At 62.0% G+C, this 13,647-nt stretch carries 14 protein-coding genes; 8 read left to right on the top strand and 6 right to left on the bottom strand.

What is annotated here, in order from left to right; translation table 11 throughout:
* Window positions 1–11: 11 nt before the first annotated feature.
* The gene (locus RLEG4DRAFT_RS36940) at window positions 12–908 is read left to right on the top strand and encodes a LysR family transcriptional regulator (protein WP_003584481.1); all 897 of its coding nucleotides are present in this window, start codon (window positions 12–14) and stop codon (window positions 906–908) included.
* A gap of 117 nt (window positions 909–1,025) precedes the next feature.
* Here RLEG4DRAFT_RS36940 and RLEG4DRAFT_RS36935 read toward each other — a convergent pair whose 3' ends face one another.
* Window positions 1,026–2,183: an adenosylhomocysteinase gene (locus RLEG4DRAFT_RS36935; protein WP_037095056.1), complete on the bottom strand. Its 1,158-nt coding sequence runs from the start codon at window positions 2,181–2,183 to the stop codon at window positions 1,026–1,028.
* 97 nt (window positions 2,184–2,280) lie between these two features.
* Window positions 2,281–3,159 (bottom strand): LysR substrate-binding domain-containing protein, encoded by an 879-nt coding sequence (locus RLEG4DRAFT_RS36930; RefSeq protein ID WP_003584477.1) that lies wholly within the window; start codon window positions 3,157–3,159, stop codon window positions 2,281–2,283.
* Window positions 3,160–3,412: 253 nt separating this feature from the next.
* Between RLEG4DRAFT_RS36930 and RLEG4DRAFT_RS36925 the strand changes: the two genes are divergently transcribed.
* The 5 genes from RLEG4DRAFT_RS36925 to RLEG4DRAFT_RS36905 all read left to right on the top strand — a co-directional run bounded on the left by RLEG4DRAFT_RS36925 (window position 3,413) and on the right by RLEG4DRAFT_RS36905 (window position 8,794).
* A complete protein-coding gene (locus RLEG4DRAFT_RS36925; protein WP_003584475.1) occupies window positions 3,413–3,943 on the top strand; it encodes an NUDIX hydrolase in 531 nt (176 codons plus the stop codon).
* Between the two features lie 62 nt (window positions 3,944–4,005).
* Window positions 4,006–5,505, top strand: a complete 1,500-nt coding sequence (locus RLEG4DRAFT_RS36920; protein WP_003584474.1) for an inorganic phosphate transporter — start codon at window positions 4,006–4,008, stop codon at window positions 5,503–5,505.
* A 16-nt stretch (window positions 5,506–5,521) separates the two neighbouring features.
* On the top strand, window positions 5,522–6,259 hold the full coding sequence (locus RLEG4DRAFT_RS36915) for a 16S rRNA (uracil(1498)-N(3))-methyltransferase (protein ID WP_003584473.1): 738 nt from the start codon (window positions 5,522–5,524) through the stop codon (window positions 6,257–6,259).
* Between the two features lie 148 nt (window positions 6,260–6,407).
* A complete protein-coding gene (locus tag RLEG4DRAFT_RS36910) occupies window positions 6,408–7,781 on the top strand; it encodes a glutamate--cysteine ligase (protein ID WP_003584471.1) in 1,374 nt (457 codons plus the stop codon).
* Window positions 7,782–7,930: 149 nt separating this feature from the next.
* Window positions 7,931–8,794 (top strand): DUF937 domain-containing protein, encoded by an 864-nt coding sequence (locus tag RLEG4DRAFT_RS36905; RefSeq protein ID WP_003584469.1) that lies wholly within the window; start codon window positions 7,931–7,933, stop codon window positions 8,792–8,794.
* Between the two features lie 89 nt (window positions 8,795–8,883).
* Here the strand turns inward: RLEG4DRAFT_RS36905 and RLEG4DRAFT_RS36900 are convergent, their stop codons facing one another.
* Window positions 8,884–9,183 carry a DUF1127 domain-containing protein gene (locus tag RLEG4DRAFT_RS36900; RefSeq protein WP_003584468.1) on the bottom strand — a complete coding sequence of 100 codons (300 nt, stop codon included), beginning with the start codon at window positions 9,181–9,183 and terminating at the stop codon, window positions 8,884–8,886.
* 256 nt (window positions 9,184–9,439) lie between these two features.
* On the opposite strand from RLEG4DRAFT_RS36900, the gene RLEG4DRAFT_RS36895 reads away from it, so the two are divergent.
* A complete protein-coding gene (locus RLEG4DRAFT_RS36895) occupies window positions 9,440–10,396 on the top strand; it encodes a LysR substrate-binding domain-containing protein (protein WP_037095051.1) in 957 nt (318 codons plus the stop codon).
* Window positions 10,397–10,403: 7 nt separating this feature from the next.
* On the opposite strand, the gene RLEG4DRAFT_RS36890 is transcribed toward RLEG4DRAFT_RS36895, so the two are convergent.
* The 3 genes from RLEG4DRAFT_RS36890 to RLEG4DRAFT_RS36880 form a co-directional block, all read right to left on the bottom strand.
* Window positions 10,404–11,045, bottom strand: coding sequence for a TetR family transcriptional regulator (locus RLEG4DRAFT_RS36890; RefSeq protein ID WP_003584466.1), 642 nt, complete (start codon window positions 11,043–11,045; stop codon window positions 10,404–10,406).
* A 289-nt stretch (window positions 11,046–11,334) separates the two neighbouring features.
* Window positions 11,335–11,751, bottom strand: a complete 417-nt coding sequence (locus tag RLEG4DRAFT_RS36885; RefSeq protein WP_003584465.1) for an MAPEG family protein — start codon at window positions 11,749–11,751, stop codon at window positions 11,335–11,337.
* Between the two features lie 122 nt (window positions 11,752–11,873).
* Entirely contained in the window at window positions 11,874–12,629 is a 756-nt protein-coding gene (locus tag RLEG4DRAFT_RS36880; protein WP_003584463.1) for an SDR family oxidoreductase, read from the bottom strand.
* A 92-nt stretch (window positions 12,630–12,721) separates the two neighbouring features.
* Here RLEG4DRAFT_RS36880 and RLEG4DRAFT_RS36875 point away from each other — a divergent pair, with 92 nt between their 5' ends.
* The gene (locus RLEG4DRAFT_RS36875) at window positions 12,722–13,639 is read left to right on the top strand and encodes a LysR family transcriptional regulator (protein ID WP_003584462.1); all 918 of its coding nucleotides are present in this window, start codon (window positions 12,722–12,724) and stop codon (window positions 13,637–13,639) included.
* Window positions 13,640–13,647: the final 8 nt, after the last annotated feature.

The following is a 13,647-nucleotide window of genomic DNA, read 5'->3' as shown; positions in this document are numbered from 1 at the left end:
CGCAAAACCTTATGACCAATCTGGGTGATCTCGAAATTTTTGCCAAGGTTGTTTCGACCGGCAGCATGTCGCTGGCCGGACGCGCGCTCGGCTTTTCCCCGGCCGTCGTCTCCAAGCGGATCAAGCGGCTGGAGGACCGGCTCGGCACCCGGCTTTTGCAGCGCACGACGCGGCAGATCTCGCTGACGGAGGCCGGCCAGGGTTTCTATGACCGCGTTCTCGGCATTCTCGCCGGGCTTGAGGAGGTGGAGTTCTACATATCAGGCCGCTCGGCGCAGATGCACGGCACGCTAAAAATCTCGGCGCCGACCTCGTTCGGGCGCATGCATATCGCGCCGCATCTGAAGGCGTTCATGGAGGCGCATCCGGAACTGGCGATCAACCTGGTGCTGACCGACGAATTCTCCGACATCGTTGGCGGCGGCTTCGATCTGGCGGTCCGCATCGCCGAGCTCAACGATTCGAGCCTCGTCGCCCGGCGGCTGGCGCCGGTACGCCGGCTGCTCTGCGCCTCGCCGGATTATCTGGCGGCACATGGCGAGCCTGGAGATATCGACGATTTGAAACATCACCGCTGCCTGCCGGCGCATAATGGCGACACCTGGCGACTGAACGGGCCGGACGGAATGATCAGCCTGCGGCCGGAGGGCATGCTGGTCACCAATTCCAGCGAGGTGATTCGCGAGGCGGTCATCGCCGGTCTCGGGATCGCGTTGCGCTCCACCTGGGATATCGGCGAAGAGCTCAAAGCCGGCCGGCTGGTGCAGGTGCTGCCCGCCTATGAGGGTTCGCACAATGTGGCGCTGTCGGCCGTCTATCCCAGCCGGCAGTTCCTGCCGGCCAAGGTGCGGCTGTTCATCGATTATCTGGCGGAGCTTTACGGCCCGGTTCCCTATTGGGAGCGCTGACGCCTCCGCCCCTACTTAGAGCAATTCCAGGAAAAGCGCGAAGCGGTTTTCCGTCCGGAATTGCGTAAAAACAAAAAGTTGGAGCGGTTCAGCGCTTCCGTGAAAACCTGAACCGCTCTAGCGTGCCAGATCGAGATAGGCGTTCGCGACCATCGCATCGATTTCACGAGGCACAGGCACGATGCAGGATTCGGCGCCGGCCTCGCCCTTGGCGATGCGTTCCAGGCAGCGTGCCTGAAGGGTAAAGCCGAGATCCATCGATTCGACGGTGTTGCCGAGCGGTCGCGGGCCGGCGAGATTGGCCATATGACCGCCGCCCAGCACATGGAAGGAACGGCCGTCGCCGAGATGGAAAGTCTCGATATGGTCGGCCTCATAGCGGTCGACGCCGACGACATCCGGATGGCGACGGAAGGCATCGACATCGATCTCATGCGGGAAATGGCCGCCGTTCATCAGGATCGCCCCATCCTTGACGAGCGGCAGGTCGGCCGCCGTGACGATGCCGGCAAAGCCGGTCACTGTGACGATGATATCGGCCGAGCGGATGGCCGCGTCGCGGAGCGGCGTGACGAAACCGTCGAGATGGGCTTCGAGTGTGGCCACCGGATCGATATCGACGACGCTGACGGTGGAAAAGGCGTTGCGAAAACAAGCGGCCGTGCCCTTGCCGCAGGCGCCATAGCCGAAGACCGTCACGGGTTTGCCGTTGGTCGAGCGGTTGGTGAAGCGCAAATAGCTTTCGAACAGGCTCTGGCCAACCGCATGCCTATTTTCGGCGAACTGCTTGATCGGGCTGTCGTTGATGACGAGGATCGGCATGTTCAGGCGCTCGCGCAGCGGCAGCAGCCGCGTGCGCCCCGAGGTAGTCTCCTCTGTGCCGCCGCGCAGATTGGCGTAGGGCTTTTCCGCCGCGATGGCGAAGAGATCGCCGCCATTGTCGAGCAGCAGGTCCGGCGCTTCTGCAATCACCGCTTCGAGGCTCCGATGGTGAGCGGCGGCATCGGTCGTCTGCGTGGCGAAAACCGTGATGCCCTGAGAACGCAGGAACTCGACCGTCGAAGGCTGGGTGCTGTTGAGATTGCCGGTGCAGACGAGACGCGCCCCGCCAGCGCGAAGCGTCATCAAGAGCGCCACTGTCTTCGGCTCCAGATGGATGCCGGTGCCGATCGACAGGCCCTCGAAGGGTCGCGTCCGCTCGAATTCGGCCGCCGTCGCCTTCAACAGTCGGCAACTGCCGCCGATCCAGTCGATGCGTGTCGCGGTCTTTTCCATCATTTCATCTCCTTGCCTTGTTCCCGCCATTTCTAGCGGAGCGACAGGGAAGCGAATATGGAGGTTATTCTGGCGAAAGAGCAGAAAATCTGCCCTTTCAGCTGCGTGTCCCGCAACGGCGCAGCCAGTCTGACAGGGCCGCAAAACTCGGTCGCTTGGCATCCGGCGTGCGGCAGCAGAGGCTGTAGCCGGACGGCCGGGAGATGAAGCCGTAGGGCGCGACCAGTTGCCCGCGCTGAAGATCGTCCTCGATCGAGGCACGCGGCGCAAGGGCGATGCCGAGCCCAGAGCGGGCGGCACCGAGCGCCAGCAGCAGATCCTCGAATTCCTGACGGCGGGAAAAGGCAACCGGCGGGGTGCCGCTTTCGGCAAACCATTCGTCCCAGAGCTTCGGAGCGCTGCGGCTGGCCAGCATGGTGAGCCGGCCCATTGCCGCCGGGTTCTCCGACAGTGTCGCCGCAAGCGCCGGTGTTGCGACCGGACCGAATTCGTCCTCCATGAAGCGGAGAGCCGTAATCCCGGCGGCCGGCCTGTATTCGCCGCCCATGATCACAGCGTCCAATTCTGGGTGCATCTGCAGCGGTTCGACCATGCTCATCGGCAGGACGTCGACTAAGACATCGCCGAGGCTTGCCTGCATGTCGGCGGCACGCGGCATCAGCCACCAGACCGCGAAAGCGGAGGGCACGCCGAGCCGGATGCGGCCCGGCACGCCGCCCTCGAGCTCACAAGCGGCGCGCTGCAGAATGTCGAAAGCCGCGCTGCAAGCCTCGGCGAAAGCGCTGGCTTCTGCGGTTGGGACCAGCCGGCGGCCGTCGCGCGCAAAGAGCTCGCGGCCGAAGTAGCCCTCCAGCGTGACGATCTGCTGGCGGACGGCGCCGCGCACCACATTCAGCTCCTCGGCAGCCTTCAGAATGCTGCCGTGACGGCAGACGGCCTCGAAGGCGCGGACGGCATTGAGCGGTGGAAGACGCATGATTACCACGATCAGAAATGATAGTGGATCACTTGATCTTGCCATTGAACGAAAGGCAAGACCACGCCATATTGTACACCTGTGCAACGTGACGCATTCGAGACAGGGCGTGGCGGATTTTCCCAACCTGTCCGACCTCGATTCCCCTATGAACGGCAATTGAATCGTCCGTGGCCCTTTTGGATTGTGTAAGCTTTTTGTGATACACGTATATGAGTGATTCCTAACAACCGCTGCGAAGGTGACCCGACAATTGACTCTTCTCGCCCGATTGGCATCCGATGTGCAACTAATGTTCCGGCGACCGCCGCGACAGCAATATGGTGCGATCTGCTATCGGGTGAAGAAGAAGAGCGGTGACGTCGAGGTACTGCTGATGACGAGCCGCGACACCGGCCGCTGGGTCATTCCCAAGGGTTGGCCGATGACGGGCAAATGCGCCTATGAGGTCGCTGCCCAGGAGGCCTTTGAGGAAGCCGGCGTCCGCGGTGCGGTCGAGATGGAAACGCTCGGCGCTTATAGCTACTCGAAAGTCCTGCGCGACGGCGTGCAGGTGGCCTGCAAGGTGCAGGTTTATGCGCTCGAAGTCACCGACATGGCGAAGAACTTCAAGGAGAAGGGCGAACGCCGCATCGAATGGGTTTCGTTCGACGAGGCGGCAGAGCGTGTGCGCGAGCCGGAGCTGCGTGGCCTTTTCCTGGCCTTCAAGCGAAAAATGAGCGAGAGGCTTTCGGCCAGAGCCGCAAAGCAGGGATCCGCGGGAAAGCAAATTCCGGCGGAATGAATCCTGCCATCTTGCGCTGCTAAGAAAGTGGCGTAGAAGCAGATTTCATCCCCGGAAAAAGAATGCCGCCACGTCCCACAGTCCTCACGAAACGCACGCTCGACAAGGACCTCGACAGGATTACCCATGCCGAGGACGCGGCGAAGCATGTTCTGCGGCGGCTGGTGACGCCCGGCCTCGGGCTGATCTTTGTCGGCTTCGCCATGATCTTTGCCGGTGTCTACGTGTTCGACCGGCCGGGAGCGGTGCTGGTCGTTGCGGCGGCGGCCCTGGCCGGCTACATGGCTTTGAATATCGGCGCCAATGACGTAACCAACAATGTCGGCGCCGCCGTCGGGGCGCGCGCCATGACGATGGGCCAGGCCCTCCTCATCGCTGCGATTTTCGAAATTCTCGGGGCAACGATTGCCGGCGGTGAGGTCGTCAAGACGATTTCCTCCAACATCATCGACACCGTGCAGATGCCGCAGGCGATGCTCGGATGGATCATGATGGCGGCGCTGACGGCAGCTGCCCTCTGGATCAATCTCGCAACCTGGATGAACGCGCCGGTTTCCACCACCCATGCGATCGTCGGGGCGGTGATCGGCGCTGGCGTCGCCGCCGTCGGGCCGGAACCGGTGAATTGGCGGGTGATGCTGGAGATCACCTCGAGCTGGATCACCTCGCCGCTGATCGGCGGGCTGATTGCGGCCGGGCTGCTTTACCTCGTCAAGACCCTGATCATCTATCGCGACGACAAGGTCGCGGCCGCGCGGCGCTGGGTGCCGGTGCTGGTCGCGGTGATGGCCGGCGGCTTCATGGCCTTTATGGTGCTACAGCTCTCGCCGACCGGCCGCTTTGCGTCTTTCACCATCATCCTCATCGGCATCGGCATCGGGCTGGTCAGCTGGCTTATTGCCCGGCCGCTGGTTCTCGCCCAGGCGCGAAATCTCGAAAACCGCAACAGCTCACTGCGGGTGCTGTTCCGGCTGCCGCTCATCGGTTCGGCGGCACTGCTGTCCTTCGCGCATGGCGCAAACGATGTTTCGAACGCGGTCGGGCCGCTTTCGGCGATCGTCCATTCGGTCGGCATCAGCGGCGGCAACGGTATCGGCCATCCACCGCTCTGGGTGATGCTGATCGGCGCCTTCGGCATCTCCGTCGGTCTGCTGCTGTTCGGGCCGCGGCTGATCCGCCTCGTCGGCCAAGAGATCACCAAGCTCAATCCGATGCGCGCCTATTGCGTCGCTTTATCAACCGCCTTCACCGTCATCGTCGCCTCCTGGCTCGGCCTGCCCGTCAGCACCACCCATATCGCCATCGGTTCCGTCTTCGGTGTCGGCTTCTTCCGCGAATGGTACACGCGCCATTCGAAGCGCCGCATCGCCTATATCAGGCACAAGGCCGAGAGCTTCGATATCGACGAGCCGGAGGATCCGAACATCCACGAGACGCGGCGGCGCTATCTCGTGCGCCGCTCGCATTTCATGACGATCATCGCCGCCTGGATCATCACCGTGCCGGTTTCCGCCGTGCTTGCGGCGATGATTTATTGGGTTATGTTCGCGCTCTTCGTCTGAAACCCGCGAGTTTTAAATGCGCGCCAATTTCCGCATGCAACGGCTTTTCGTCGACGCGCCGCTTTCGCTCGGTGCCGCCCTCGAGGCGAATGCCGACCAGTTCAACTATCTCGCCAATGTGCTGCGGATGGAAGAAGGTGGGGAGATCCTGCTCTTCAACGGCCGCGATGGCGAGTGGAAGGCGGCCCTCACCTTCCCCACGCGCAAACGCATTCAGCTGACGGCAATCGAAGAGACGCGGCCGCAGCCCGCGCCCTGCGACCTGCATTATCTCTTTGCACCGCTCAAGGTCGGCCGCATGGATTACCTCGTGCAGAAGGCGGTCGAAATGGGAGCCGGCCTGCTACAGCCGGTCATGACCCAGCACGTTCAGGGCAAAATCACCAATTTGGACAAGCTGCGCGCCAATGTCGTCGAGGCGGCGGAGCAATGCGGCGTTCTCGGCATTCCCGATGTCGCCGAGCCGGTGCGGCTTCTCGACCTGCTCGACCGCTGGCCGAAAGAGCGCCGCATCATCTATTGCGACGAGGGTGACGTCGGGCAAAACCCGCTGCCGGTGCTGTCTGAGATAAGGGAAAGGCACCTCGCCTTGCTCGTCGGGCCGGAAGGCGGCTTTTCCGAAGAAGAGCGGGAACGGCTTCGAAGCCTCGATTTCGTCACCGCCATTCCGCTCGGACCGCGCATCCTCAGGGCCGATACCGCAGCCGTTGCGGCGCTGGCGGTGGTCCAGGCGGCGATCGGCGACTGGCGCTGACGGCGAAAACGGGTGGACATGGAAATTGCTGCTATTTTTTTGATGCGTCGTTGAAAGAATTTCACTTGCAACATACGCGGCTTGGGTCCTAATCAGCCTTTCAACTGCCCGGCCCCCTGGGCGCCTTTTTCGAATACAGGTACCCCGCATGGCCCGCGACACCACCGACCAGACACCGCTCTCTTCGGTCCAGGATCTGACCGATTACATCGCCGCCGGCAACAAGCCGCGGGAGCGCTTCCGGATCGGCACAGAACACGAGAAATTCGCCTTCTTCCGCGCCGACAACAGCCCGGTTCCCTATTTCGGCGATGCCAGCATTTCGGCCCTGCTGACCGGCTTGCAGGCAAAAAGCGGCTGGGAGCCGATCATCGACGGCGGCAATATCATCGGCCTCGCCGAACAGAGCGGCATGGGCGCGATCTCGATCGAGCCCGGCGGCCAGTTCGAACTGTCGGGCGCACCGCTGGAAACGCTCCACGAAACCTGCAGGGAATCGAACCAGCACCTGGCGACGGTGCGCGACATCGCCGAGCCGATGGGCATCCGCTTCCTCGGCATCGGCGGCAGCCCGAAATGGACCTATGCGGAGACCCCGCAAATGCCGAAATCGCGCTACGAGATCATGACCCGCTACATGCCGAAGGTCGGCACCAAGGGTCTCGACATGATGTACCGCACCTGCACGATCCAGGTGAATCTCGACTTCTCCTCAGAAGCCGACATGCGCCAGAAGATGCGCGTCTCGATGAAACTGCAATCGCTGGCGACCGCGCTGTTTGCATCCTCACCCTTCACCGAGGGCAAGCCGAACGGGCTGCTCTCTTGGCGCGGCGATATCTGGCGCGATGTCGACAACCGCCGCTCAGGCCTGCTCGACTTCACCTTCCGCGACAATTTCGGCTTCCGCGACTATGCCGAATGGGCGCTCGACGTGCCGATGTATTTCATTGTCCGGGACGGACGCTACCACGACTGTACCCATGTCACCTTCCGGCAGTTCATGAATGGTGCATTGAAAGGCGAGGTCGCCGATCCGGCGCCGACGATGGGCGACTGGACGAACCATCTGTCGACGCTTTTCCCGGACGTGCGGATGAAGCGTTTCCTCGAAATGCGCGGCGCCGACGGCGGCCCGTGGCGGCGTATCTGTGCGCTGCCGGCCTTCTGGGTCGGCCTGCTCTACGACGACGCGGCCCTTCAGGCCGCCGACGAACTGACGAAGGACTGGACCTTCGCAGAGGTCGGCGCCCTGCGCAATGCCGTTCCGGCAGAGGGGTTGAAGGCCGAGTTTCGCGGACATGCGCTGCTCGACGTGGCGCGCGAGGTGGTCGGCATATCGAGGGCCGGCCTCAAAGCGCGCGGCAGGCTCAACCGCGAAGGCCAGGACGAAAGCATCTTCCTGGCGCCGCTCGACGAGGTGCTCGCCAAGAAGGCGACGCTCGCCGAGGATCTGCTGTCGCTCTATCACGGCCGCTGGAACGGCTCCGTCGAGCCGGTCTTCGAGGATTATCAGTACTGAGCCTGTCCAGGGTTTTTCTCCAGGCCGGAAAACCGCCCGGCACTTTCGCTGGAATTGGTTTAAGTTCTTATGGCAAAAAGCCGTTTGCACATTACCATTTCCGGATATAGTGGCGTTACCAGCGTCACGACTCGGGGAAAGGGACCTCCATGCTGCCACTCTTCGACATGATGATGCAGGCGCAGAACGGCGCGGCGATGGAGGCGATCGCCCGGCAGTTCAACCTGGCGCAGGAACAAGCGACCAAGGCGATGGCGGCGCTGATGCCGGCCTTCTCCGCCGGCCTGAAGCGCAGTACCAGCAACCCTTATGATTTCGTCGGGCTGATGCAGGCCGTCTCCTCCGGCAATTATGCGCGTTATTTCGAGGATATGAGCCGGGCTTTCACCCCCGAGGGCATTTCCGACGGCAACAATATCCTTGCCCAGCTTTTCGGCTCCAAGGAGGTTTCGCGCGCAGTCGCCGCCCAGGCGGCACAGATGACAGGCATCGGCCAGGATATCTACAAGCGGATGCTGCCGGTGCTGGCCGATACGCTGATGGGCGGGCTCTTCAAACAGACGACCGGCCAGATGGCGTCGCCGGTCAACCCCTTCGTCAATACGGCGATGGCCGAGACCATCCAGCAATGGCTGGAGAGCACCGGCTTCGCGCCGAAACCGAAGGCCGCGCAGCCCAGTATCTTCGACAATCCCTTTACGCAGGCGATGCAGCAGATGTTTTCGGTGCCGAAAACCGAACCGGCACCTCAGCCGAACCCCTTCCTCGACAATCCCTTCGCCAAGGCCTTCCAGGAGATGATGGCCGGGCTTGGGCAACAGCCGGCGGCCAAGCAACCGGCTGCCAAGACGCCCGAGGCCCCGAAGGAAGAGGCGAAGGTCGCGGCCGACAGCTATGGCGAGATCCTGAACGCCATGTTCGACAGCGGGCTGGAAGTGCAGAAGACCTACCAGAGGAACCTGGAAGCGATCTTCGAAACCTACCGACCGAAGCCGCCTGAAACCAAGGCATAAAAAAACCCGGAGATGGCTTTGGGAAAAGCCGATCACCGGGTCAAGCGGCAGGGCTATTGGCTATCACCCTGCGGGGAAACTCGACGCTCCTACTCCGCGTAGGAGCGGAAGAGCGACAGGCGCCAGCGATTGCGCGCCGAACGCGTCAGATGTTCCGACGGGTCCTCGAAAAAGGTCGACGCCAGGAACGCGGAAGTCAGATCGGCCCTGGTGAGGCCGATATCCCTCAGCTGCGTGTCGTTCAGATCATGCAGCGCGTTGATCTCCATGCGATTGCGGAACACGCGAAAGAGAGAGGCCAACGGTGCGAGACCTGCCGCCAGACGCTGGGAAAACGTCGGGGTCGGCTTGTCGCAATCGAGTTCGAGTGTCTGGTCTGTCATGCGCATTGAACTCTCCTTTCTGTACAGCGCCGCGCGTCTTTCAGACGGATAAAGGGCGCTGTAACGTTTCAGATCTGCGCGCAAAGCAACCCACCCCACCCGCGAGGTCGTGCGGGAGGGAGCAAGCTGAATTCCGCTTGGACAGGCAGGGTGTCTGTCCTTCACTTTGCTTTGATTTGCATCCCGAAGATGCCAAAGAGCTATTGATCAGTCCAACGAATGTTTCTAATGATTATCATCAGCTATCTTTATGGGTGACACCATGGCCGCGCCTCTTGATCTCGACCAGTTGCAGACTTTCATCGCCATCGTCGATTCCGGCAGCTTCACCAAGGCCGCCGACAGGGTCTACAAGACCCAATCGGCCGTCTCCATGCAGATGCGCCGTCTCGAGGAGCGCATCGGCAAGCAGTTGTTCATCAAGGATGGACGCGGCAACCGGCTGACGGTCGAGGGCGAAAAATTGCTCAATTACGCCCGGCGGATCATCCGCCTCAACAATGAGGCGATCGCGGCCTTCGACGACAACAGGCTGGAGGGCACGCTGCGCATCGGCACGCCGGACGATTATGCCGACCGCTACATGCCCGAGATCATCGGCCGCTTCGCCAAGACGCATCCGAATGTCGAGCTCTACATCGTCTGCGAACCCTCGGTCGATCTTGCCGAGCGCATGCACAAGGGCGAGCTCGACATCGCGCTCGTCACCCACAATCCGCGCGAGCGCATGTCCGACGTGGTGAGAACCGAACCGCTCTGCTGGGTGGGTTCGGCCAACCATCCGATCCGCGACGACGCGCCGGTGCCGCTTGCCGTTGGCCGGCGCGATTGCCAGTGGCGTCAGCTTGCCTGCTCGGCGCTCGATGCTGTCGGACGCGAACACCAGATCTTGTTCACCAGTTGGTCCTGCACCGTCGTTGCCGCTGCCGTGCTTGCCGGCATGGCTGTTTCGGTCATGCCGGAATCGGCACTGCGCACCGGCATGAAGGTGCTCAGCCAGGCGGACGGCTTTCCGGCGCTGCCGCCGGTGCAGATCGGCATCATGAAGCGGCCGGGCGTTTCGCTCTCGCTGATGAACGCGATCACGGCGCATATCACCGCCTGCCTCGACAATATCACGCCTGCCGTCGTCGACGACACGCTGGAGGCTGATGTCAAATCCGCGCAGGCGCGCCTTTATCCGCGGCTGAAGGCCGCCAATATGGTGCCGAGCTGGTAAGAAGTCATCAGGCTGCGCGCTGAGCGGTCGCGGCGAAAAGAGAAGCGCGGATGACGCGTTTCCACTCATCGAGCATGCGCCGCGCCAGGGCTTTCTCGCTGACGGCGGCAAGCCGGATGACGGCGCCGATCAAGTGGCTGAACAGATAAGTGCGCGCATACATCTCTTCGTCGCAAAGGTGGGGCGCCAGCCGACGCACGGCCTCATGAAAGATGCCGGCAATGCGGCCGCTGTGCTCGATATTCAGCTGAAGCAGATCCTGGTCCGTCTCCGTTCCCATCCAGACGCCGAGATAGACGGGATCATCGTGGTAGGACTCGTAATACCAGTCGATGATGTCGCAGACGCGGTCGAGCGCCTGGTCGAGCGTCTGAACGTCGGCGAACATCGCCGCCGTCTTTTCTTGGATCGCCGCGGCGTGCTGGTCGAACAAGGCTTTGACGATCGCCGCCTTTTCGGGGAAATACTGGTAAACCGAGCCGATCGGCACTTTGGCGGCGACGGCAAGCTCCGTCATCCGCATGGCGCTGACGCCTTTTTCCGCAATGATCTTGGCGGCGGCGGCGAGAATGAGGTCCAGCCTCTGGATACTGCGCTCCTGCTTCGGCTTCCTGCGCAAGCCGATCCGATCCATGCTTTCCACGCCCATGTCGTTCCCGTTCTTATCGTTCGCGCGGGCAGGCATAATGCCAAATCGGCGCGTCGGGCGGGTATGACATTGCAGGTCTTCATCAGTCGTAAATGAAAACGCCCGCATTTTAACGACCGGCAAATGCGTTTGAAATCAGGCACCTAGATCATATCATCCTAATTGACCAGCATCCGAAAGACCTGAAATAGTTGTAAAATTCTTGGGTCGAGAAGAGAGATCCATGCCGCTGCCGGGGCAAGTGAAGATACTGCCCGCCAGGACGCCGGACGAGCCCGAGTGCTCGGCCTCAGCTCATTGCCATCCATGCTGCGAGCCAGATCCACATGGCGGCGAGCGTGAGATAACCGGCGGCGAAGAGCGGGCTGCGGTAGCGCAGATCATTGCTGGTGACATGTACGGCGGCATGGGCGTAACGCAGGGCGACGAAGAGCCAGGCGAGGACGACGGCCGGGAGATTGTCAGCCTCGGCAACATAGAGAAGAATAGAGCAGGCGTAGAAGAGCACAGGCAGTTCGAACTGATTGGCGAGGCAGTTTTTGACGACGAGGCTTGTCGCCGGCTCGTCACGATTTTCGCGATAATCCGATTTCCCGATCTTGCCGGCGCGGACCATTTTCCCGCGCCGCATGCCCAGAAGCATATAAAGACCATAGACCAGGGCCACATGGGCGAGGAGTGGCCAGAAGATTTGATAACCGGTCATATGGGCGCCTTGAGTCCTTTTCCGCTTCGGCATTCGTTGCGAGCAGTAGCCGAAAGGAGAGCCGGATACCAGCGGCGGCGGCAGTGACCCGCCGTCATGCGACGGCGAGTCACAAGGACATTTCAGACCTGGGCAGATCCGCCATCGGCGAAGAGCTCGGTGCCGGTGATGAAGCTCGAATCGTCCGAGGCGAGGAAGAGTGCGGCGGCGGCGATTTCCTCAGCGCGGCCGACGCGGCCCATCGGCACCTGTGTTGCGAGATAGTCGAGCAGACCCTGCTGCTGTGCCTTGTCCTTACCGGCGAGTTCGACAAGACCGGTCGTCTCTGTCGGGCCGGGGCTCAGCGTGTTGATGCGGATGCCGCGATCCTTGAGATCGAGGATCCAGTTGCGGGCAAAGTTTCTGAGCGCAGCTTTCGACGCAGCGTAGACACTGAAGGCAGGCGTGCCGGTCGAGCCGGCCGTCGAGCCCGTCAAGATCACGGATGAACCCCGGGCGAGCAGCGGCAGCGCTTTCTGTACGGTGAAGAGCACGCCCTTCACATTGCGGTTGAAGGTATCGTCGTACTGCTCCTCGGTAATTTCGCCGAGCGGCAGCATGGAACCGCCGCCGGCATTGACGAAGAGCACGTCGATCCGGCCGACTTGCGCCTTCACGAGCTCATAGAGCCGGTCGAGGTCGGCAAGCTTTGCCGAGTCCGCCTGGATGCCTGTGACATTGCCACCGATTTCGGCGACCGCGGCGTCGAGGACATCTTTGCGGCGACCGGTCACGAAGAGCTGCGCGCCCTCCGCAGAAAAACGTTTGGCGGTGGCAAGGCCAATGCCGGATGTGGCGCCGGTGATGACCGCGATCTTTCCATTCAGTCTCTGTGTCATTGTCGTCTCCTGTTGTTCGACCGAGGCTGAGATATGGACGCGGGGATTGTTTCGGAATAGAAAGAAATGAAAGCCATCGTTGCAAGAATGAAATGACGAAATTTCCCGATTTTGAAGGCCTCGGAATGTTTGCAAAGGTGGCAGAGGAGCGTTCTTTCGCCCGCGCCGCCAAGACACTTGGTGTTTCGGTGCCGACCGTTTCGCGCGCCGTCGGCCGGCTGGAGGAGAGGCTCGGCGCACGGCTCTTCAACCGCACGTCACGGCAGCTGGCGCTGACCGATTTCGGCTTGCGGCTGGTCGACAGTGCCTCACGGCTCTATGCGGAGGCGGAGGCGGCGGAGGATGCGGCGCGCGAGCTTTCCAGCAGTCCGCGCGGGATGATCCGGCTTGCCGTGCCGATGGCCTTCGGCACACGCTGGCTGGCGCCGATCCTCCCGGACTTTTTCGAGCTTTATCCGGATATTTCCATCGACCTGCATATGAGCGATGCCGCCGTCGATCTGGTGGGAGATGGTTTCGATGCAGCGCTGAGGATCGCCGTTCTGCAGGATTCCTCGCTGGTGGCACGGCGGCTGACGCCGGTCGCCCGCTTCATCCTCGCAGCGCCCCCCTACCTTGAGAAACACGGGACACCAGTACATCCAGGCGAGCTCAGCGCCCACCATTGCCTGGGCTATGCCTATCGGCCGCGGCAGGATGTCTGGCATTTGCACAACGAGGCCGGCGAGGAAGAAACGGTCGTGCCGACGGGGCCGTTGCGCGCCACCAATTCGCAGGCGCTGATCCCGATGGCGCTCCGCGGCCTAGGAATCGTCGAACTGCCTGAGTTCATGGCGCATGAATATCTCGCCGATGGCCGGCTGAAAGCCATCCTCAGCGATTGGAAACTGCCGAGCGGTGCGCTCTATTTCGTCACGCCCTCGGCCCGCACTCGGCCGGCGAAGGTGGAGGTGTTGTCCGATTTCATGGTTGCGCGGCTTTCCAACCCATCATGGCGATGGAACGGCTGAACGGTCCC

The sequence above is a fragment of the Rhizobium leguminosarum bv. trifolii WSM2297 genome, assembly GCF_000271845.1.
The sequence above is the reverse complement of the archived record's forward strand: the minus strand, read 5'-3'. Positions and strand labels throughout refer to the sequence as shown.